17 protein-coding genes are annotated in these 20,271 nt (G+C 65.0%); 11 read left to right on the top strand and 6 right to left on the bottom strand.

What is annotated here, in order from left to right; genetic code table 11:
• Positions 1-191: 191 nt before the first annotated feature.
• The 6 genes from GT590_RS01960 to GT590_RS01935 form a co-directional block, all read right to left on the bottom strand.
• Positions 192-563 carry a YraN family protein gene (locus GT590_RS01960; RefSeq protein ID WP_161170847.1) on the bottom strand — a complete coding sequence of 124 codons (372 nt, stop codon included), beginning with the start codon at positions 561-563 and terminating at the stop codon, positions 192-194.
• Between the two features lie 267 nt (positions 564-830).
• Positions 831-2,354, bottom strand: a complete 1,524-nt coding sequence (locus GT590_RS01955; RefSeq protein WP_161170846.1) for a recombinase family protein — start codon at positions 2,352-2,354, stop codon at positions 831-833.
• Positions 2,351-4,021 carry a recombinase family protein gene (locus GT590_RS01950; RefSeq protein ID WP_161170845.1) on the bottom strand — a complete coding sequence of 557 codons (1,671 nt, stop codon included), beginning with the start codon at positions 4,019-4,021 and terminating at the stop codon, positions 2,351-2,353. The genes GT590_RS01955 and GT590_RS01950 overlap by 4 nt, the downstream gene beginning before the upstream one ends.
• The gene (locus tag GT590_RS01945) at positions 4,011-4,460 is read right to left on the bottom strand and encodes a hypothetical protein (protein ID WP_161170844.1); all 450 of its coding nucleotides are present in this window, start codon (positions 4,458-4,460) and stop codon (positions 4,011-4,013) included. The genes GT590_RS01950 and GT590_RS01945 overlap by 11 nt, the downstream gene beginning before the upstream one ends.
• Positions 4,457-6,088, bottom strand: a complete 1,632-nt coding sequence (locus tag GT590_RS01940; protein WP_161170843.1) for a recombinase family protein — start codon at positions 6,086-6,088, stop codon at positions 4,457-4,459. The genes GT590_RS01945 and GT590_RS01940 overlap by 4 nt, the downstream gene beginning before the upstream one ends.
• 132 nt (positions 6,089-6,220) lie before the next feature.
• Positions 6,221-6,427, bottom strand: coding sequence for a DUF6870 family protein (locus GT590_RS01935; RefSeq protein ID WP_161170842.1), 207 nt, complete (start codon positions 6,425-6,427; stop codon positions 6,221-6,223).
• 190 nt (positions 6,428-6,617) lie between these two features.
• Here GT590_RS01935 and GT590_RS01930 point away from each other — a divergent pair, with 190 nt between their 5' ends.
• The 11 genes from GT590_RS01930 to GT590_RS01880 all read left to right on the top strand — a co-directional run bounded on the left by GT590_RS01930 (position 6,618) and on the right by GT590_RS01880 (position 20,239).
• Positions 6,618-7,655 carry a helix-turn-helix domain-containing protein gene (locus GT590_RS01930; RefSeq protein WP_161170841.1) on the top strand — a complete coding sequence of 346 codons (1,038 nt, stop codon included), beginning with the start codon at positions 6,618-6,620 and terminating at the stop codon, positions 7,653-7,655.
• Positions 7,656-7,710: 55 nt separating this feature from the next.
• A complete protein-coding gene (locus GT590_RS01925; protein WP_161170840.1) occupies positions 7,711-8,376 on the top strand; it encodes a hypothetical protein in 666 nt (221 codons plus the stop codon).
• Positions 8,376-10,253 (top strand): VirD4-like conjugal transfer protein, CD1115 family, encoded by a 1,878-nt coding sequence (locus tag GT590_RS01920; protein ID WP_161170839.1) that lies wholly within the window; start codon positions 8,376-8,378, stop codon positions 10,251-10,253. The genes GT590_RS01925 and GT590_RS01920 overlap by 1 nt, the downstream gene beginning before the upstream one ends.
• 81 nt (positions 10,254-10,334) lie before the next feature.
• Complete coding sequence (locus GT590_RS01915; protein WP_161170838.1) at positions 10,335-10,556, top strand: hypothetical protein; 222 nt, start codon at positions 10,335-10,337, stop codon at positions 10,554-10,556.
• 9 nt (positions 10,557-10,565) lie between these two features.
• Positions 10,566-10,889, top strand: a complete 324-nt coding sequence (locus GT590_RS01910; RefSeq protein ID WP_161170837.1) for a PrgI family protein — start codon at positions 10,566-10,568, stop codon at positions 10,887-10,889.
• Between the two features lie 70 nt (positions 10,890-10,959).
• Positions 10,960-13,362: a VirB4-like conjugal transfer ATPase, CD1110 family gene (locus tag GT590_RS01905; RefSeq protein WP_192925273.1), complete on the top strand. Its 2,403-nt coding sequence runs from the start codon at positions 10,960-10,962 to the stop codon at positions 13,360-13,362.
• Positions 13,352-14,953, top strand: coding sequence for a glucosaminidase domain-containing protein (locus tag GT590_RS01900; RefSeq protein ID WP_161170835.1), 1,602 nt, complete (start codon positions 13,352-13,354; stop codon positions 14,951-14,953). The genes GT590_RS01905 and GT590_RS01900 overlap by 11 nt, the downstream gene beginning before the upstream one ends.
• Before the next feature lie 13 nt (positions 14,954-14,966).
• Positions 14,967-15,731, top strand: coding sequence for a hypothetical protein (locus GT590_RS01895; protein ID WP_161170834.1), 765 nt, complete (start codon positions 14,967-14,969; stop codon positions 15,729-15,731).
• 125 nt (positions 15,732-15,856) lie between these two features.
• Complete coding sequence (locus GT590_RS01890; RefSeq protein ID WP_240129753.1) at positions 15,857-16,771, top strand: type IV secretion system protein; 915 nt, start codon at positions 15,857-15,859, stop codon at positions 16,769-16,771.
• A gap of 218 nt (positions 16,772-16,989) precedes the next feature.
• On the top strand, positions 16,990-17,478 hold the full coding sequence (locus GT590_RS01885) for a DNA gyrase (protein WP_161170833.1): 489 nt from the start codon (positions 16,990-16,992) through the stop codon (positions 17,476-17,478).
• Positions 17,479-17,491: 13 nt separating this feature from the next.
• Positions 17,492-20,239, top strand: coding sequence for a VaFE repeat-containing surface-anchored protein (locus GT590_RS01880; protein ID WP_161170832.1), 2,748 nt, complete (start codon positions 17,492-17,494; stop codon positions 20,237-20,239).
• Positions 20,240-20,271: the final 32 nt, after the last annotated feature.

The following is a 20,271-nucleotide window of genomic DNA, read 5'->3' as shown; positions in this document are numbered from 1 at the left end:
AGCCCAGGCGGCGCATGAGCCGGAGACGTGCCCGACCGGCATGGAGGTCGAAGCGGGGTTCCCCAAGGGCGCCGGCGCCCTTGGGCGCCCGTGCGGGGGGGCGCTCCCCCGCGCCGCCGCGCTCGCGGCGGCATCGGACGCGGAAGGCGAGTCCCGGTCGCCCGGGGCCCGCCTTGGGACGCGGAGGGGCTCTATGCCACCGCGTCCGCCGTGCCGAACCTGTTGACGTGATGGCGGAGGAAGGCCCGGCTGTCGTCGATGACCATCATCGAAATGGCGTCGAATCTGACGGAGATGTCGACAGGCTCGTCGTCGTGCTCCGCGAGCCACTGCGCCGCCGCGGATTCGAGCCTCTCGCGGGAGGCCTCCGTGTCGATCGGGAAGCCCTTGTCGGCTCCGACCCGCGCCTTGACATCGACCACCACGATGACGCCGTCCTCGTCGCGGGCGACGATGTCGATCGCGCTGCCGCCGTTGCTCCAGTTGCGGTCGAGGATCTCGTAGCCCCTGCGCTCCAGGAACGTAGCCGATGCTTTGATCGCGCGCTCGAGCAGATCCTTCATGATGTGTACCTCCTTGACCTTTCGGCCCGCCCCTTTGGCGAGCCTCGTGGCGCGCATGGCGCCGGCGGCGAGGAGAGCGCAAGGGAGAAAAGTCAAAGGCTGCCCCGGCAGCCGTTTGTTTTCCCATTTGTTTTCGCCGCGCGACGCGCGTGGGGCGGAAAGAAATCGGAAAAGAATCGACGCCCTTGCGCACGACGCGGACGTCGGCGACTATCCGCGTCCGAGGTGCGGCGGCGGGCCTGCCGAGAAGGAGCGTCCCCATGGAGCTCAGCCCAGCCGCTCGAACACGTCGGCGTACTTGAGCGTGATGCGGACCTCGTCGTCGCCCAGAAGCTCGATGCGGTCGACGAGCGCCTCGAGCGTCTCACGGCAGAGTTCCTGCCCCTCGAGTCGCAGCGCGATCTCGAACGCGCGCTCCGCATCGATGAACGCGGAGGCCTTCCTCTCGGCGGCGGCCTCCATGCGCTCGATCTCATGCCGGACCGACTTCCCTTCCGTGTCCATGGCGGCCTTCAGCGCGGCGAACTCCTCGGGGCTCCTCTCCCCCATCCGGTACTCCTCGTAGGCCCGCATCTTCCGAGCCGACAGCCGCCTCAGCGACGAGCGCAGCCCCGCGATCCTCTCGGGCGACGCCTCCGCCGCCTCGATCGCGTCGGAGAGCCCGAAGAGCAGTTCGACATGGGTTCGCACGACCGACGCGACGGCCTCCTCGAGGTCGTGCAGGGCGATGGAGGGGGCTTCCCGGAAGCACCCGCAGTACGCCGTGTAGCAGGCGAGCCCCGGCCTCCTTCCGGCCCTGAACGAAACCGCCTTCCCGCAATGGGGGCAGAACACGAACCCCGCGAAAAGGTGCCCGAGGGGCTCTACCGTCCCCCCGCGATCGAAATCGACCATCGAACCTTGCGCGCGGGCCCAGTCCGCCGCTCCCACGATGGCCTCGTGGGCGTTCTCGAACACGAACCTCTCCCTCGGGGCCGTCTTGCGCGCCGCGCAGAGGCCGATCTCGTTCCTCCTCGTCTTGCCGAGGACGAGCGTCCCCTTGTAGTGGGGGTTCCTCACTATCCTCTTCACCATCGTGCCGGTCCAGCGCTGGTTCGGCTTCGCCTCCCATCGGCACCCTTTGCCCCGCAGCACCTTGAGGTTGTGGGGGGTGATGGCCCCTTCCTCGTTGAGTTTCGAGGCGATCTCCGTCTGATTGAGGCCGTCTAGTGCCAGATCGAAGATCCTCCGGACAACCGGGGCGCCCCTCTCGTCCACCGTGCAGGTGTACTCGCCTTCCCCTTTCCGGTAGCCGAACGGAACCGTGTGGAGGTTCATGCCCCGAGCATGCTCGCTCCTGATGCTCTGTGTGACCTTGCGCGAGAGGTCCTTCGAGTACCAGGAGTTCATGATCGCCTTGAATCCCAGCTGCATTCCCGCCGAAGCGTTCTTGCCGTCCCGCCTGGAGTCGTAGTTGTCCACCACCGCGATGACGCGCACGCCCAGCGAGGGCAGCTCGTCCTCGACCATGCCGACGCAGAAGAGGTTGTCGCGGCTGAGCCTGGACAGGTCCTTGACGACGACCGTGCTGACGCGACCCTCGCGGCAGCAGCGCAGCATCTCCTGCAGGGCCGGCCTGTTCTCGGCATGCGTGCCGCTGATCCCATCGTCGACGAAGAAGCGGTGTTCCTCGCCTTTGAGGTCGTCGCGGGACGCGACGAAGTCGGCGAGGATCAACCGCTGGTTCGCGATGGAATCCGATTCTCCCCCGTCGCCGTCGGCGACCGAGAGCCTGCAATAGAGTGCGATCATGACAGCGCCTCCTCGATCTGCTTCATCCTGCTGTAGGCGTCCGTGAATCTGAGCCGGACCGACACCCTGTCGTCCCCCTCGAAGGTAACCGACTCGATCGCCATGTCGGCTAGCTCCGCGCTGAAGCTGTCCATGAGGGACGCCCCTGCCCCTTCGGCGAACAGTCCCGCCCCGTTCTCGGCGATCGAGTCGAGGAGGTCGCGGCGCGCCACCAGGTCGTTGCGGCGCTTCTTAGCCTCCTCGAGCTGCGACCATAGCGTGCGCTCTATGCGCTTGTAGTCGCGCGAGGATATCCCGCTGCCCATGTGCTCCCCCTTGAGCTTCAGCGCCCTGTCCTCGATGTCCTCCATTTCCCTCTCGATCGCGGCGATGCCCTTCGTCGCCTCCGCAAGACGCCTCGAGAGCGTTCCGTCTGCCATCTTGGAATCCACGAGCCGTTCGATGGACACGCGCTGCTCTATCTGGCTGCGGATGACGTCCATGCAGATCGTCTCGACCAAGGGGACGGCGATGCGATGCCGCCCGCCGCCTTCCCCGGCGTCTTTCCTGTTGCACATATACTCGGCCCCCCAGAAAACGCCGTCCTCTATCCAGCGGCAGATCGACATGCGCGCGCCGCAGATGCCGCAGCGCATCTTCCCCGGGAGCCTGTCGGGGTGCTTTTGCCTGATGCGGTCGGTGGCGGCGCGCTTCTCCCTCTTCTTGGCGACCTTCTCGTCATGGGCGCGCCTTAGCTCGTCGAAGCGCTCGGGCTGCACCAGCGGCTCGTGGGCGTTTTCCACGACGAGCCATTCCCTCTCGTCGTTCTTCTCGTGGGGGATGCCCAGGTAGCGCTTCTGGGTCCACTTGTTCATGACCACCCTGCCTGCATAAACGGGGTTCTCGAGCATACGGCTGACGTTGCGCGCATGCCATCGCCTGGAATCCCTGCTGGTCGCTTCCATGCCCGCGCGAGCGTACTTAACCTCTCCGGCGGTGGGTGCCCCGACCTCTTCCAGCCAACGTGCGATAGCGGCGTTCGCCTTGCCCGCGATCTTCATGCGGAACATCTCGCGGACGATGGGAGCGGTCGCCGGATCGGGAACCAGATGGTGGGTATCGTTCGGATCGCGCAGGTACCCGTAGGGGATGTTGCCCAGGATGAGGGGGCCGCGGCGACGCGAGGATTCGAAGGTCGCGTGGATCTTCCTGCTGAGGTCCCTGCTGTACAGGTCGTTGAGGAGGCTCCTCATGTCGATGGCGAAATCGTCGAGGGTGGCGTTGTCCTTGCTGTCGACCCTGTCCGACACGAGTATGAGGCGAGCGCCCAACGAGGGCAGCATGTCCCTGATGAACGACTGGCATTCCACGTAGTCGCGGCCGAGCCTGCTGGCGTCCTTCGCCGCTATGCCGTCGATCCTCCCCGCTCTCAGATCCTCGATCATCCTCTGGAACGCATCGCGGTCCTGGTTGGTCCCGGTGAAGCCGTCGTCGACGTAGTAGGCCGCCACCACCCCGTCGGGAAGCCTGTCCACATGGTCGGCGACTATGCGCTGCTGGTTTGCTATGCTGCAGCCGTCGTCGTCGTAGCTTTTGCTGGTCCGTGCGTAGACTCCCATCCTGCACACCCTGCCCTTTGACTCCGGCTTCGCGTCGACGGCATCGCTTCTCCTGCTCCTACGAGCCATTCCCATCCCTCCTTTTCCTGGCGTTCTTCTCCATCCTCGCCATCGAGGTCAGGTGGAACGCGTACTTTCTTCCGCCCATGATCCCGGTGTCCCATCCCTCGCCGATGTCTATGACCCGCATCCCGGCGGGCACCATGAACCGCCCGATATGGAAGAACGCCGCGCGCTCCGTGGGGCCGAAATGGTTCCCGCCGCAGATGACGAGGCAGTCGTACCGCCGGTTGATCGCGTCCTCTATGAGGCGCTCGTAATCGCCCGCTTCGCCGTTCTCGTATCGGTTGCGGTAGGTGCCCACCCTCTTGAGGTAGGGACGGGCTTCGATGGCCTCCCTGCACCGCGCCGATTGCTCGGCTATGGGGATGTCGCGCCGGGTGAGCGGGGCCCAGTTAGAGGCACTCGCATATATCGCCGCGCGCAGCGTCCTATTCCCCTCCATCACGCCACCTCCCCTTCCGAGAGCCGGATTCCGGCGCGCTCTACCACGTCCTGGATGCGGAAGCGCACGTCGACCGATTTGTCTTCGTGCACGTCGATCCTCTCGACGAGCTCGACGACCTTCCTGCGGTCGAGCTCCCCAATGCTGCCGTTTCTCGCGAAGCGCCGCAGGGCGGTCTCGGCGTCCGTCACCAGCTGCGCCACTTGCTCGCGTTCGCGCTCGAGCTCGAGCACCGCGGCGCGCGCCTCGCTGATGCGCGAGGCGTAGGCGGATGCGAACAGGTTGTATTCGTCTTTGCTGATGACGCCCGCCTCGAGGTCCTCTATGAGGCCGTGGCGGAAATGCAGCGCTCGCTCCTGGCGCCTGCGGGCCTCGTCGATGCGCTCGTCCACGTCCGCCGTGCGCTCACGGACGAGCTCCTCTCGGCGATCCGCGGCGAACCGGGCGGAGTCGACGCTCATGGCAACCAGCGCCTCGGCGGCCTCGGAGACGATCCCCTTCAGGCGCTCCTCGTTGAACAGGTGCGAGCTGCAGCTACCTTTGTCGCGCTTGTTGGTCGAGCAGGTGAGGTAGCGGTTCCCGTTGCGCCCCGTGCGGATCAGCATCTGCTGGCCGCATTCCGCGCAGTAGACGAGGCCGCTGAAGAGGGCGACCCTCTTCGATCCGGGGGCGGTCCTGGTGTCCCTCAGCATGAGGTCCTGGACCACCTCGAATTCATGGCGGCTCACGAGGGCCCTGTGGGTTCCCTCCTTGCGGAACCACTCCTCCCGGGCGCGGGGAAGCGTCTTCCTGCTGCGAAAGCTCGGCGTGTAGGTCCTGCCCTGGACCATCGTGCCCGTGTATATCTCGTTGGACAGGATTCGCATGACCGTGTTGGGGCCCCATTTCGGCCTGCCTCCCCCGGCGAAGGGCATGGTGAACCGGATGCCGTTCTCCAGCTTGTACAGGCCGGGGCAGGGCTCGCCCAGGCGGTTGAGCTCGTCGGCGATGGACTGGGGCGACATTCCCTCGAGCTTCATGCGGAAGATCTTCTTGACGTTGGCGGCGGCTTGCCCGTCGGCGACGAGGTGCCCTCTCTTCTCGGGATCGTTCTTGTATCCGTACGGGGCGAAGGAGCATGCGCGCTCCCCGCGCTGCATCTTGGCGTGCAGCCCCGCGCGCGTCTTCACCGACGTGTCTCGGCTGACGTTCTCGTTGAGCATGCCGCGGAACGCGAGCATGATGCTCGACATGTAGGGGTCGCTCGACGCGGAGTCGTACCCCTCCGATATCATGATGACGCGGACCCCCCGCCCGCCGTTCATCTTGGGGAATTCCTTTTCCAGGAGAAGTCCGCTCTCGATCGAGTTGCGCCCGAATCGGCTCGAGTCCTTGACGACGAAGCCTTCGATGACGCCCGATTCCAGATCGGACATGAGCGCCTTCCAGCCCTCGCGGTCGTACGTCGTGCCCGACACGCCGTCGTCGGCGTACTCGCGCACGATCCTCAGGTCCTCCGGGCTTCTCTCGCAGTATTGGCGGATGATCTGCTGCTGGTTGACGATGCTGCCGGACACCCCGTCCAAGTCGTCGCAGCGCGACAACCTGGCGTAGCTTCCCAAGCGCACCGCCCTGTTCTTTGCTCTGGGCATAAAAAATCGACTCTCCTTCGTTGGGTGCGTGCGACCAAGCACGCGCCCGGAGAGTCGACCAAAAACGTCGCCGTTCAGCTGTTTTTCCTCAGCGACGATTCTAGCACGCTCCGGGCGCGCGCCGATAGGGCATTACTCGGATTCCAGGCCCAGCATCCGCGCGACCGCGTCCTCGATGGGCACCTGGCCCGCGAAGCTGATGCGCACCCTCACTCCATGGCTGGTGAACTCGTAGGGGTTGCCCACCTGCTCGACGAAGCTCGCGATGCGCTCCTCGACGGGGACCCCCGCGGGGATGGCGACGTCCGTCAAGTCCCTGATCTCGCTTCTCTCTTCCACGCGCGCTCCTTTCGACGGATCCTGCGGGCCCGGGCGGGACCCCCTTCGCCTATGGGGTCGAAAGGAGGGGCCGCGTTTCGAAGAATTGGGGAAATTCAATCGGGAATCTCGGGAAGCGTCGAAATGCCGGGGCATGTCCCGACCCCATAGACGTACGAGGATGGTCCCCGCACGTCGAAAGGAGGCCGGCATGCAACACAACGACAAGAGGCCGGGGCCAAGGGTCCCGCCCGAGAGCTTCTACTGCATCTTCGAGTTCATGAGCTGCAAGGAGGGCCTTTCCCTCAAAGGGGTCGAGCTCGCCGTGTACGCCCTCATCTATTCCTACAGCCAGGGGAAAGGCGGCTGCTACTACGGCAGCAACGCGATGACGGCCCATCGCGCGGGCTGCTCCGAGCGCCACGCGATCGATGTGGTGCACGGGCTGGAGGCGCGCGGGTTGATCGTCAACGTCGGGGAGCGCAAATGGGGCGGCAGGGTGACGAACATGTACGCCGCGACCCTCGAACCGGTCGCCCAGGCGATTTCGAGATGCGGCGGAGGAGGCACCCCTGAAGCCACTTCACCCGTAGACGGCGGGACGGATGAAGCCATCTCACCCCTACCCCTGATCTGGGATCAGGGGTCACCTGAGGGGAGGCCACCCAATAAGAAAGGAATAGAAAAGCCTACTAAAGATGATGGGGGGCGCGGCCTTTCGGAGCCGCGGCGGGAAGGGTCTTCCGGCGGCGATTTCGAAGCCGCCTTCGCCGAGATCTCGCGAAGCTACCCCTATATGAAAAGCGAGAAGACCGCACGTAGGCTCTACGAACCCCTGCACGGCAAGGGCGTGATGCCCTGCCATATCGCGAAGATGCTGAAGGAATGGGAGAAGCTCAACCCGCCGAAGGAGGGCAGGCGCCCGTTCTACCCGGAGCTCGGCAAGTTCCTCGACCCCAACAACCCGGAAGGCTACTGCGCCTTGGCCGAGAAGGCGAACGCGAAGGCGAAAAGAAGGCACGCGAACGAGATCAGGAACCGCACCCTCAGCTGCCCGACCGACTTGATGTACGAGCTCTACTCGCTCGACGGATGCGATCCGAAGGCGAAGGAGCTCTACGAGGCGATGCAGGCCGACGGGGCATGCCGCGGCGAGAGCTGGGACCGCTGGTACCTGTACATGGCGCGCAAGCACGACATCGACGCCCGCGAGCACTGGCTCGAGGCCCAAAAGCCCGAGGAGGGATAGCCGATGAAGACGGCATCCGCGCCAGCGCACGCGCCCCCCGACGAAACCCTCGGGCATGAATGACAACGAAGAAAAAGACCAGATGGGAGTGATCAGGATGGCAGACGATTTCGGCGACGACGCCGGCGACAAGCTCCTCGATTGGAGCATCCGAATCATGGTGGAGCGCGGGCGCCACCATGCCTACGCAAGCTCGTCGAAGCTGGCGGGCGCGCTGCGCAACGCCCAAGGACGGGTCATGGAAAGCAGCGGGGCCCCGATGCCCGAAGCGGTGGAACGCGAGGGCTGGGCGAAGCTCGACCTCCACGAGTTCACGGGCATCGACGGATGGAACGACCTCAAGGAGATCATGGACAAGGATCTCGTGGCCCGCGGCATAGTCCACGAATGGTTCGAGGACGCTTCCGACGGAAGGCGGTACCTGCTCTTCCGCACGGCCGAGGCGAAGGATCTCTCCGATGCGTTCGGGAACCTCGCCGACCGCGTGGAGAAGGCCTATGAGCAGGCGGTGAGGGCGATGGAGCGGGCAAGGGAGATCGGCAGGGACGACCCGGAGCCCGAACAGCGCGGCGAAGGCGCGGGCAAGGCCGACCCCCGCAAGGAGAAGAGGCTGCAGGAACGGGTCAGGACGGTGCGCAGGTACGCCGAGGAGGCAAGGGCGCCCGAACGGGAGACGCGCGAAACGGGGCGCGTCGAGAAACGGGAGAGGGAACGCGTCTGATGGGCAGGGTATCGACGGCGGGGATCATCGCCGCGGCAGCGGGCTCCGTCGCTGCGTTCGTCGCGGGGAACTCCTACGTCGCATGCCTTTCGGCGCTCGACGGCGCATGGACGGCCAACCTGCCGGCAGCCGCTGCCGCGCTGCCGTCCTACGTCATAGAGAACGGGCCCGTAACGCTCGAGCAGATGCCGCTCCTTGCGGGCGCGATATGCGCGATAGCGGTCTGGATCGCCTGGAGCCAGATAACGCTCGCGTCGGGCAACTTCCGGCATGGCGAAGAGCACGGCAGCGCCCGATGGCTGGCGCCGGCGGATGCGGCGAAGAGGTTCTCCGACCGCAAGCACCCCGACAACAACATCATCCTCACCCGCCACGTCGGGCTCGCTGTCGACCAATCGTGCTTGAAACGCGCCTACCGCAGGGCGAAGAACATCCTCGTCGTGGGCGGGACGGGAAGCGGGAAGACCCATATGTACGTCATGCCGAACGCGCTCCAGGCGAACCAGGACTTCTTCTTCACCGACACCAAGGGGACCCTGTCGAAGAACCTGGGGCAGATGTTCGCCGACCACGGCTACGACGTGGTGGTCTTCTCGACCAAGGACCCCGCGGCATCCGCCCACTACAACACCCTCGCCTACCTCGAAAACCCCATCGACATCATCGAATGGGTGAGGGCGTTTACATCCATCACCAACGGAGAGGAGGCGAAATCGGAGGAGGCGTTCTGGACGAACACGACGGTGCTTCTGCTCCTCACCCAGGTGAGCTACCTCGTATCCTACTGCCCGGACGAGGACCGCAACCTCAACGGGCTCATCACGCTGCTGAGCCTCGCGCAGGCGAGCGAGGAGGACGAGTCGTTCGTCAGCCCCTACGAGCTGCTCATGCGCGAGATCGCGGAAGGCACCATGCTCGTCGAGAGGCGCTCCGAACAGGCCGAGCCGCGGAAGGGCCGCCGCGATTTCAAGCGGGCGTCCTCGAGCTCGTTCGAATGGCGGCAGGTGGCGGACCCGAAGGCCCCGGAGGAGGACTTCACACTGCTGTGCTGGACGCTCCTGAAGGCCGCCGCGGGCAAGACCCTGAAATCGGTGATCATCTCCACCAACTCCCGCCTGCAGTCGATGATGGTGCCGGAGATGCGCGAGCTCACGATGTTCGACGAGATGGGCCTCGACCGCTTCGGCGAGGCGGACCGCAAGCGCGTCGTCTTCGCGGAGACGAGCGACACCACCGACGCCTTCAGCTTCCTGATGGCGATGATGGTCTGGCAGACGATCCACGTCTGCACCGAAAAGGCGGACAGGGACCACGGCGGGGAGCTGCCCCGCCCCCTGCACCTGATGTGCGACGAGTTCTACAACCTGGGGCGCCTCAGCCAGATGGACCACGTCATCACCACCGTCCGCTCGCGCAACATATCCATGTCGATCATGCTCCAGTCCGTCGCCCAGCTCGAGGCCCGCTACGGGGAGCACGAGGCGCAGATCATCATCGACAACTGCGACGTGCTCCTGTTCCTCGGCGGCAAGTCGACGAAGACCAACAAGATGCTGAGCGAGATGGTCGGCAAGGAGACGGTCGACTCCGAGACCTGGAACGTCACCCGCGGTACCACCGGGTCGACCACCAGGAACCGCAACAAGCTGGAGAGGGACCTCATCCAGGCGAGCGAAGCCGGGAAGCTGCCCCGCGACAAGGCCATCGTCATCTTCAGCGGTTCGGATCCGGTCATCGACGGCAAGTACCCCGCAGACGCCCATCCCCGATGGAGGGAGGCCGCCGGCCATGAGGGCTCGATGCACCCCGAGCCGTTCAGCTACCCGAGGCACAAAGAGGGCCTGGGCATGGAAAAAATCGAAGCGCCTTCGAAATAAGCGGGCCCTGCCGACCTCATTGATAGAGGGGAGCCGTCGCCAGAAGGGCGACGGGCCCCGCGATCACGGAGGAGGCATCACATGCTTGCGAACATCATCAACCTCGTCAGCGGGTGCGTGGCGTTCCTGGGCGGCTTCATCGTCGTCTGGGGCGCGGTCAGCCTGGGCATCGCCATCCGCTCGGAGACGGGCGCGGGCGGCGCGCAGCTGGCGAGCGCCATCGCGACCATCGCCGGCGGGGCGATCATCATCGCCGCGGCGGTCTACTTCGGGCAGCTCGACACGAGCTGGATGCCCAGCTAAGGAGCCGTCATGCAGCACACCTACGTTCACAAGGACATCGGGGAATACGAGGAGAAGATCGTCGGGAAGCTCTCGGCGCGCATGCTCGCCTGCATCGCCGCGGGCATAGCGGCGTCGGTCGCGTCCGCGGCGATATGCCATTTCGGGCTCGGGGTCCCCGTCGCGGATGCGAGCCTGCCGATCATGGCGTCGTCCATGCCGTTCTGGCTGCTCGGTTTCTGGAAACCCAAGGGGATGCGCCCCGAGCGGTTCGTGCCCCTCGCGCTGCGCCATCACACCTCGGCCGGGACCCTCGTCTACGAATCGTCGCTCTGCCTGGCGGAACAACCGTAGGAGGAGCCCGTCAAGCCGGCGATCACCCCGCGAAAGTTCAAGAAGCTCATGAGGAAGGTCGGTGAGAACTATGAGCCCACGTTTCGTCAAGAAGAAGCCCAAAGCAGCCGATGAGCAGGGCAGCAAGGGAAGGCGGAAGCGCGCCGGCAACGTCGCGGAATCCATTTCCTACAAAGCGCTGTTCCGCGACGGCGTCGCGATGAACGACTTCGGAACCTACAGCCGCACCTACCGTTTCGGCGACATCAGCTACCAGTCGGCGAGCAACGAGGCGCAGGCTGCGATATGCAAGCGCATGCGGATGCTCTACAACGGCCTCACGCCGGACGTCCGCATGCAGATGACCCTCGTCAACCGGCCCATCCACGACTCGGAGATCGGCAACCGCACCTTCTTCGAGGTGCGCGACGACACCACCGGCCCGCTCGCCGCGGAGTACAACGACATCCTGAACGCGAAGATGCTCGAGGGGGTGTCGAACCTGGTACGCGAGCGCTACATCACCTTCGCGGTGGAGGCCCAGGATGCCGAACGCGCCGTCCCCATGCTCGCGCGCATGCGGTCGATGGCCTCGAGCGTGCTGACCGGCATCCGCAGCGACGTCGTCCCGCTGGACGGCTCCGAGCGCACGAGGCTCATCCATTCGATCCTGCGTCCGGGCGAGCCGCCCCTCAGCTTCGACTGGTCGGAGCTCTCCGCGCACAGGGGCACGACGACCAAGGACCTCGTCTCGCCGAACCTCATGGACCTCAAGCCCGACGGCTGCAACGACAGGTTCACCGTCGACGGCGTGTGGTGCCAGGTGATGTCGTTCCGCCGCTTCGAGAGCAACCTTTCGGACAGGTGCTTGGCCGACATGGTTGACCTGCCCATCCCCCTCATCATCTCGACCCACATCAGGGCCCTCGAGCAGAACAAGGCGCTCTCCTTCGTGAAGCAGCGCCTCAACTGGATCGACAAGGAGGTGGTTGAGGACCAGATGAGCGCCGTCAAAAAGGGCTATGACTACACGCTGCTCCCCGCGGAGCTGCGCTACACGCGCGACGAGGCGCAGGACATGTTCGACCGCCTGAAGGACGACAGCCAGCACCTGTTCCGCTACAGCGGCCTGGCGATGACCTACGCGTCGAGCCGCGAGGAGCTCGAGGACCAGGTCATGCGCCTGGTGTCCACCGCCCAGGCGAACGGCATCGAGCTCGCCCCCTTATGCTATCGGCAGCTGGAGGGGCTGAACTCCGTCCTCCCCCTGGGGGCGAACCAGATCGACATCGAGCGCTACATGCTCACCGACGAGATCGCCATCCAGAGCCCCTTCGCCACCCTCGAGCTCAACCAGGAAGGCGGCGGCTACTACGGCCAGAACCGCCATTCCCTGAACCTCGTCATCGCCAACCGCAAGAAGCTCGCAAGCCCCATGGGATTCGTGGGAGGCAAGCCCGGAAGCGGCAAGAGCTTCCAGACCAAGCGCGAGATCACCAACACGCGCCTCGCCTACCCCGACGACGAGATCATCATCCTCGATCCCGCCCAGGAGTTCGGCCCCACCACCGTGGCCTGCGGGGGAAGGCACGTCCGGCTCTCCCCCGACTCCGGGAACTTCCTCAACCCGATGGGCATCGCCGACGTGACCCACCAGTCGGAGCAGCTCCAGATCGCATCGAAGACCGAGGCGCTCATCGCGCTGTGCGGCGCGTCGATGGCCGACGGCGACGAGCGCCAGACCGACGCCGAGCGCTCCATCGTGAGCCGCTGCTTCAAGCAGGCCCTCGCGAAAGCGCAGGAGGAGGGGCGCGAGATGCTCATCGGGGACGTTCACGAGGAGCTGAAGCACCAGCACGATCCCGAGGCGCGCTTCATCGCGCTTCGCCTGGAGCGATATGTGGACGGCGCGCTGTCCATCTTCAACCACCCCAGCAACGTGAAGTTCGACAACCCCATGATGTGCTTCAGCTTCCGAGACCTCCCGGACAGCATGCGCGCGTTCGGCATGGTCGCCGCCCTCGAGTTCATCCGCAACCGCATGTACCGGAACTTCGACCGGGGCGTGACGACATGGCTCTACGTCGACGAGGTACAGGGGCTCTTCGGGCATCCCGCGACCATCAGCTACCTGTCCAGGCTGTGGGCGGAAGGCAGGAAGTTCGGCCTCATCGCCACCGGCATCACCCAGAACGCCACCTACCTGCTGGACAACCCGCAGGGACGGACCCTCATCTTGAACAGCGACTTCCTCATGCTGTTCAAGCAGTCGCTCACCGACGGCGAGAAATGGCGCGAGCTCCTCAACCTCTCGGAGCAGGAGCTCGGATACATCGACGACAGCGTGAAGCCCGGCGAGGGCCTTCTCATCGCGGGAGCGGCGCGCGTCCCCATCGTCGACGACTGGCCCCACGGCCGCCTCTACGACCTGTGGAACACCAAGGCAGACGAGATCGCCGCGCTCAAACGCGCAGGAGCCAGCGATGGAAGCTAGCGGGACGGACCGGCGCAAGGCGGGATTCAGCTCGACCGAGCAGTTCGACGAAGGGCGGGATATGTTCCGGTCGTTGTCCGACGGCGAGTTCGGGCAGAGGCGTCCCCGGAAAAGGGAGGCATCCCCCAGCAGCGCACGGATCAAAGCTCAGGAGGCGGGGCTTGCCGCGATGAACGCGGCAATCGAGGAACTCGACGAATCGGACGAGCTGGAAGGCATCGCGGACCCCTACCGCGCCGCCCGCGCCGCAGCCGATGCCCGCGAGCGCCTATCCGGCGGGAAGGACGCCGCGGGAGCGGATGGAGGCGCCCTCGCCGAAGACGAAGCAGAGCCTCGCCGGCCCCGCGACCCATCCCTGCCTGGAGGGAAAAGCGAGGCCGCTGGGGCGCGAAGGCGCCCAGCGGCCGATGCGGACCCGCCCAAAACCCCCGGGCGCGAGGGAGCGAGAAGCGGGAAGAAGCCCGACATCATGCGCGAGCTGCAGAAACGCCGCAACTACGCGGCGTCCCGGGCGGCGGCGGAATCGAAGACGGGGGAAGCGGCGGTCCAGGGGGCGGCCAAGAGGAAGGCAGGCGCGGTAGCCTCCGCGATCTCCTCCATCGCCGCCCCCTTGGGAGGCATCCTGGCCGGAACCCTCGCCGCGGTGCTCGCCGTCGTCATGCTCTCGAGCCTCGTCGGCGCGCTCTTCGGCTTCTGGCAGAACGAGGCCTCCAAGGCCTCCCTCGAAGGGCTTCCTCCCTACATCACCGTCGAGATGGTCGAGGCGGCGCTCGAATGCCAGGAGGAGTACGGGCACCCCGCCGGATGCACCATCGCGCAGATCATCTGCGAATCGGGGGCGGGCGACCGCCTCTCGGGGCTGGCGACCAGGGACAACAACCTCTTCGGCATCAAATGGTCGTCGAGCTTCGCCCAATGCCCCGAGGTGGCGGGCAAGTCCAGCTGGCAGACCGGGGAGGAGTACGGCGGGCAGCACGTCACCGTCATGGCCGACTTCACGAGCTTCAAGTCCGTGCGCGACTGCATCGTCTTCCGCAGCAAGGTGCTGCTCCAGAGCCCGCGGTACAAGGACAACCCCCTTATCAGGGAGGCGATGGAGAAGAAGGATTCGGACCTGATGGCGGAGGGGCTCAAAGATGCAGGATACGCCACCGACTCAAGCTACGTGGAGACCCTCAAGACCATCATGGAGGCCTACGGCCTGTACCGCTTCGACGGGATGAGCCTGGAGGATTGGAAAAGCGGCGCGGCGACGGGAAGCGTCATCGTACAGGCCGCCTACAGCCAGCTCGGCGTCCCCTACGTCTGGGGAGGCTCGACCCCCGAGGTCGGCTTGGACTGCAGCGGGCTCACCCAATACTGCTACCGCCAAGCCGGCATACGGATCAGCCACTACACCGAGGACCAGCGCCGCGAGCTCGCCGCGTTCCCCCTGTCGCAAGCGCAGCCGGGGGACATCCTCTACCGGCCGGGCCACGTCGCCATCTACATAGGAGACAACCGATACATCCACGAACCCCACTCGGGCGAGGTCTGCAAGATCTCGACCGGAATAGAAAGCTTCACCTGCGCCCTCAGGCACGTGAGCTAGGAAGGAGACCGACATGAAACCGAAGGACAGCAAAACGAAGGGCAGGGTCATCGCGATCGCGGCGGCAGGAGCGCTGGCGATCCTGCTGGCATCGACGTTGGTGCGCTGCACCGTGGCCGGCATGGACGGCGGCGGGGACGGAAGCCAGAACGCGCCCGCGATCGAGCAGCAGCAACGTCCCGAAGAAAGCCCGGAAGAACCGGGAAGCGCCACCGCGCAGGAATCGGAGACAACGTTGGAGAAGGCGTCTTCCGCGAGCTGGGTATCCGATGACGGCAGCGGCGCCACCCTCCAGATCACGGACGCCTCCTTGATCGAGAAGGGCGCGGACGGCGCCATCCACACCATCGCCTACTCTTCGGCCGACGAGTCGGCGACGAACGGGCAGACGCTCGTGACGCTGACGCTCGAGGACGGGACGCCCGCCACTCTCATCATCGCGCTCGACGAGGGCGAACCTGCCGCGATCGTGTCCGACGTCCTCTCATCGGCGGAGCGCTACGTCGCCAAGTCGAACGGCGGCGCCGGGGAATCCTTCACGGTGACGGGGCTCGACGAGCAGTACCTCGCCATGATCGGCGGCAATGAAGAGGGGCTGACCCGGGCGATCGCCGAGTACGCGTCGCAGAAAGCGCCCCAGGCGAGCAGCGCCTCCTTCGACGACGAGGTGTACCTCGACCTCGAAGAGGGCATGGTTTCGGCGACCTTCCACCTGGACGACAACGCCTCGACCGTCGCAACCGTCCTGTTCAAAGACGGCGCATTCGAGATCCTGTAGGGAGGTGAGGGGAAATGGAGAGAACGAAAGGGGTCGCCCTGGCGCGACCACGCAACCCCGACGCACGCAGGCGCTTCCTGCTTGCCGCGATCGGCTCGTTCGCCCTCGTGCTGTCGCTCGTGCTCATGCCGCAGCCTGCGTTCGCCGACATCGCGGGCGACATCAACGCATGGCTTTGCGAGCAGCTGAAGGGCATCTGCAACTGGATCTTCGACGGCCAGGTCCAGGTGCTGGCGTCGATCGGATACGACGGGATCCTCTCCGAGGGCTTCGACCAGATGCTGGGAAACGCCGGGGGCATCACCATGTACGACATCGCCTACGGCGCATGGGAGAACGCCATCCTGCCGATTGGATGCGGCATCCTGTCCTTCGTCTTCACCGTGCAGCTCATAAAGATCAGCCAGCGCATGGACGGCAGCCAGTCGATGCCAGCGGTGAAGGAAGTGGTCTTCCTGCTCGTCTTATTCGCGGTGTTCCTGTCCCTGCTTCAGCACAGCTTCGAGCTATGCCAGGCGGTCTACGAGGTGACGCGCTTCGCCATCGAGAAGATCGTCGCGCTCTTCGGGTCGGGCAACCAGCTCAACCTCGATGCCGTGAGCCTCGTCACCGAAGAGGACGACGTCCCCTCCCTCATCGCCATGATGCTCGTCGCGGTGATCAGCTGGCTCGTCGTGATCGTGGCCTACGTCGTCGCGCTCGTCGTGAGCTGGGCCCGCTGCATCCAGCTCTACATCTACGCGTGCTTCGCGCCGATCCCCCTGAGCCTGCTGGCGCTCGATGACACGAGGCAGCTCGGGGTCGGCTTCCTGAGGAACTTCGCGAGCGTCTGCATCGCGGGAATCGTCATCCTCGTCATACTGGTGAGTTTCCCCATCGTGCTCTCGGGCCTCAACGCGGTCTCGGCCGGCACCCAGACCCCCATCGACTCGGTGGTGGGAGGCCTATCCTATGCGCTTCAGTACCTCGCCATGTGCATCCTGCTCATCCTGAGCCTCATCAAGAGCGGCACCTGGGCGCGCGACATCATGGGAGGCTGATGACCTCCTGGCCCAGAGCCGGAAAAGTCGGACGAAATTCGAAATGGGAGGACCCGTCCCCACCTCATAGGTGAAGGCGGGTCCTCTTCCTTTTCCGGAAGGCGTCTTTGGCCCGCCCATCTGTTCACGCGAAATCGAGGAGGCGGCGATGGGACCTTAGAGGAGAACCGGCATCCGAAACAACCAGGCAAACACTTGAAGAGACAGGAGAAACACCGATGAGCGATAGCGCCGAGAAGGTATACCTCTCCTTCCACAAGAGCTTCGTGAAGGAGAACATCCCCTACATCGACCGCAGCACCGGAGAGGACAGGACGTTCAACTCCGTGACCTTGCCCTCCGACACGGTGATCGACGGGAGGAACGTGGGCGGCTTCCAGTTCAGCCCCCTCTACGTCGACCCGAGCAAATACGACGAGAACCAGCGCGTCGTCCCCCTCCTCGCCAACCGCGAGGTGTGGCTCACGAAAACCGCACGCGATGCGGACGGCAACGTGCTGCTCGACCAGGACGGAAACCCCGAGAAGGAGACGCTGAAGGTCATGCCGGCAGCAATCAAGGAAGCTTTGGCGGAAGCGCGCAGGGCGTGGAGCCAGCAGCACTCCCAGGAGCGCAGCCTCCAGGAACGAGCCGGCACCGCGCGCAACGGCGCTGGAGCCATGCACCGCGAGGGCGACCGGCTCTCGGACCGAGACATCCCCTTTTAGATTGGAGGAACAGATGAATGAGAAGACACGAAAAGTCGCGTCTGAGAAGCTCCTGCGCTGCGCGCTTGCGCTCCTTCTGGCAACCACGGCGATGCTCTCAAGCGCGATCCCGGCGTTCGCGAAATCGAACGACGTCCAGGTGACCATCGGGGACAGCATCCCCTACGCGGGGTATTTCACCACCCATATGGCGACGGATGGCAACATCGCCTACTGCGCGGATCCCACCTCCGCCCCCCCCGCCCCGGGAACGTACTCCAAATCGCCCGTGACCGAAGCCGACCTCACCGCCGCCATGTGGTACAGCTACGGCGCCCCCGGATTCGATCCGGCCATGTTCCCGAGCAGCTGGTACGACGGCTCGGACTGGAACGAGGACAAGTACATCGCCGCAAGCCATGTGCTCCTGGCGTACGTGTATCAGGGGTCCAAGTCCGATGCGACGTACGGCACCGACCCGGCGTTCGACGCATGGGCGGACTCCGAGCTGCTGGGCACCACCTGGCAGAAGATGAGGGAATCCGCCGGCAGGGTGTCCGCGGGCTTCGAGGCCTTCCTCATCCCGACCGGCTCCAGCACCCAGGTTCTCGTGAGCTTCACGTGGGAAACCGGGGGCTTGAAGATCGCCAAGGTCGACGATGAGGCAGGCAACGGCCCCCAGGGCGACGGCAGCCTCGCCAGTGCCGTGTTCGACGTGGTCAACAGCACTGGAAAGCACGTTTACGTCGACGGGAAGTACTTCGCCCAGGGCGAGACCGTGAAGAGCATCGAGACCAAATGGGACTCCGCCGCCGGCAAGTACACCGCGCAAGCGAGCGGACTCCCCTGCGGAAACTACACCGTAGTCGAATCCGCCGCCCCCAAGGGGTACACCGCAACCGAGAGCCACAAGCAAGTCACCATCGCCGAGAACGGCCAGATGGTCGACCTGACGGGCGAGCCCGTCGAGAACGCGGTCATCCGAGGCGGCGTTCAGGTCGTCAAGTCCGACAAGGAGCTGGAAGCGTCCGAGGCAATCGGCGGCAAAGACCACGGTTCGGCCACCGGCCCCAACCTCAACGGCATCGAGTTCACGATCACCAACATGAGCGCGAACAGCATCAGCGTTGACGGCGAATGGCACGAGCCCGGCTCCATCGTCATGACCATCTCCACCGCATGGAGCGAAGAGGCGGGCGCCTACACCGCCCAAACGAAGCCGGACGCGCTCCCCTACGGCACCTACTCCATCCAGGAGACGGCGACCAACGACAGCTACCTGCTCAGCGACGGCACCCCCAGGACGTTCCAGATCCGCGAGGCGGGCAAGGTCGTGACCGCCTCCTCCGACGGGGGCTCCCTCGAGTTCTACGACCAGGTAGTGCGCAACGACCTCGAGATCCACAAGAAGGCGGAGGAGACAAACGCTTCCCTGCAGGTCCCCTTCCTCATCACCAACGTCACCACGGGCGAGCAGCACGTGATCGTCACCGACAGGAACGGCGATGCGTCCACCGCGAGCAGCTGGAACAAGCACTCCGACAACACGAACGCAAACGACGCCCTCATCGGCATGGAGGGTATTACCGCCGAGGACATGGACACCGAGGCGGGAATCTGGTTCTCGATCGGCGAGAACGGCTCCGCTGCCCCGGTCGACGACGGCCTTTCCGCGCTGCCCTACGGCGAGTACACCCTGACCGAGCTTCCCTGCGAGGCCAACGAGGGCTTCGTCCTGATCGAGAAAACGTTCTGGATCGAGCGCGATTCCACCGCGGCGAAGGCGGTCTGGATGAACCTGGACAACCAGGACGGCCCGCGTATCGGGACCACCGCAACCGCAGAGGACGGGAGCAAGCAGATTGTTCCCGGCACTGAGGTGACCATCGTGGACGAGGTGGCATACGAGAACCTCGACACGTCGAAGACCTACGAGCTCGTCGGGACGCTCATGGACAAGTCGACCGGCAAAGCAGTGCTCGACGCCGCGGGCAACGCCGTGACGAGCGCGGTGGAATTCACGCCGTCCCTCAGCACGGGCACCCAGAAGGTCGAGTTCACCTTCGACGCATCCATGCTCGGGAAGACTCAGATCGTGGCGTTCGAATCGTTGCGCTGCGAGGGCGTCGAGGTGGCGGCCCATGCCGACATCGAAGACGAGAACCAGACGGTCGATCTGGTGCCTGAGATCGGCACGAAGGCGTTCGACAAGACAGATGGCGATCAAACGATCATGGCGGGCGATGTCGAGGTCGTGGACGTCGTATCCTACGCAGGGCTCATCCCGGGAGAGGCCTATTCCATGCAGGGAACCATCATCGATAAATCGACCGGGGAACCGTTGGCGGGAGCCGATGGAAGCGAAATCACCTCTTCGGCCGAATTCGTTCCCGAAGCCGCAAGCGGCGAGATCGAAGTGACGTTCTCCTTTAACACCGGCGACCTCGCCGAGGGGGCGGAGCTCGTCGTGTTCGAGAAGTGCCTCGACTCCGAGGGCAACGTGATCGCGACCCATGAGAACATCGAGTCCGCCGACCAGACCGTTACGGTCAAGGTCCCCGAAACGCCCGAAGAGCCCCAGGAACCCGCAGAGCCGGAGAATCCCGCAGAACCCGAGGAGCCGTATGCGAAGACGGGTGCCCACACCCCTGACCCCGTGTTCGGAGCCGCGATGATCGCGGCAACGGCGGCCGTCGCAATCGGAGGCACCGCGCTGGCGATTCACACATACAGGAAAGATCAAGAAGACGAGAAGGAAAGCGAAGAGGTCGAAGGCAGGTAGTCTTCAGCCTCCAGCACGAGGACCCCGAGCCT

Source organism: Eggerthella sp. BIOML-A1 (genome assembly GCF_009875595.1).
Taxonomy (GTDB): Bacteria; Actinomycetota; Coriobacteriia; order Coriobacteriales; family Eggerthellaceae; genus Eggerthella; species Eggerthella lenta.
Note: the sequence above shows the minus strand (reverse complement) of the source record. Positions and strands in the feature narration are given on the sequence as shown.

Excerpts from the sequence above, each read along its gene's own strand:
- GT590_RS01960 (WP_161170847.1), bottom strand. The coding sequence starts at position 563 with ATGAAGGATCTGCTCGAGCGCGCGATCAAAGCATCGGCTACGTTCCTG.
- GT590_RS01955 (WP_161170846.1), bottom strand. The coding sequence starts at position 2,354 with ATGATCGCACTCTATTGCAGGCTCTCGGTCGCCGACGGCGACGGGGGA.
- GT590_RS01950 (WP_161170845.1), bottom strand. The coding sequence starts at position 4,021 with ATGGCTCGTAGGAGCAGGAGAAGCGATGCCGTCGACGCGAAGCCGGAG.
- GT590_RS01940 (WP_161170843.1), bottom strand. The coding sequence starts at position 6,088 with ATGCCCAGAGCAAAGAACAGGGCGGTGCGCTTGGGAAGCTACGCCAGG.
- GT590_RS01930 (WP_161170841.1), top strand. The coding sequence starts at position 6,618 with ATGCAACACAACGACAAGAGGCCGGGGCCAAGGGTCCCGCCCGAGAGC.
- GT590_RS01925 (WP_161170840.1), top strand. The coding sequence starts at position 7,711 with ATGAATGACAACGAAGAAAAAGACCAGATGGGAGTGATCAGGATGGCA.
- GT590_RS01920 (WP_161170839.1), top strand. The coding sequence starts at position 8,376 with ATGGGCAGGGTATCGACGGCGGGGATCATCGCCGCGGCAGCGGGCTCC.
- GT590_RS01915 (WP_161170838.1), top strand. The coding sequence starts at position 10,335 with ATGCTTGCGAACATCATCAACCTCGTCAGCGGGTGCGTGGCGTTCCTG.
- GT590_RS01910 (WP_161170837.1), top strand. The coding sequence starts at position 10,566 with ATGCAGCACACCTACGTTCACAAGGACATCGGGGAATACGAGGAGAAG.
- GT590_RS01905 (WP_192925273.1), top strand. The coding sequence starts at position 10,960 with ATGAGCCCACGTTTCGTCAAGAAGAAGCCCAAAGCAGCCGATGAGCAG.
- GT590_RS01900 (WP_161170835.1), top strand. The coding sequence starts at position 13,352 with ATGGAAGCTAGCGGGACGGACCGGCGCAAGGCGGGATTCAGCTCGACC.
- GT590_RS01895 (WP_161170834.1), top strand. The coding sequence starts at position 14,967 with ATGAAACCGAAGGACAGCAAAACGAAGGGCAGGGTCATCGCGATCGCG.
- GT590_RS01890 (WP_240129753.1), top strand. The coding sequence starts at position 15,857 with ATGCCGCAGCCTGCGTTCGCCGACATCGCGGGCGACATCAACGCATGG.
- GT590_RS01885 (WP_161170833.1), top strand. The coding sequence starts at position 16,990 with ATGAGCGATAGCGCCGAGAAGGTATACCTCTCCTTCCACAAGAGCTTC.
- GT590_RS01880 (WP_161170832.1), top strand. The coding sequence starts at position 17,492 with ATGAATGAGAAGACACGAAAAGTCGCGTCTGAGAAGCTCCTGCGCTGC.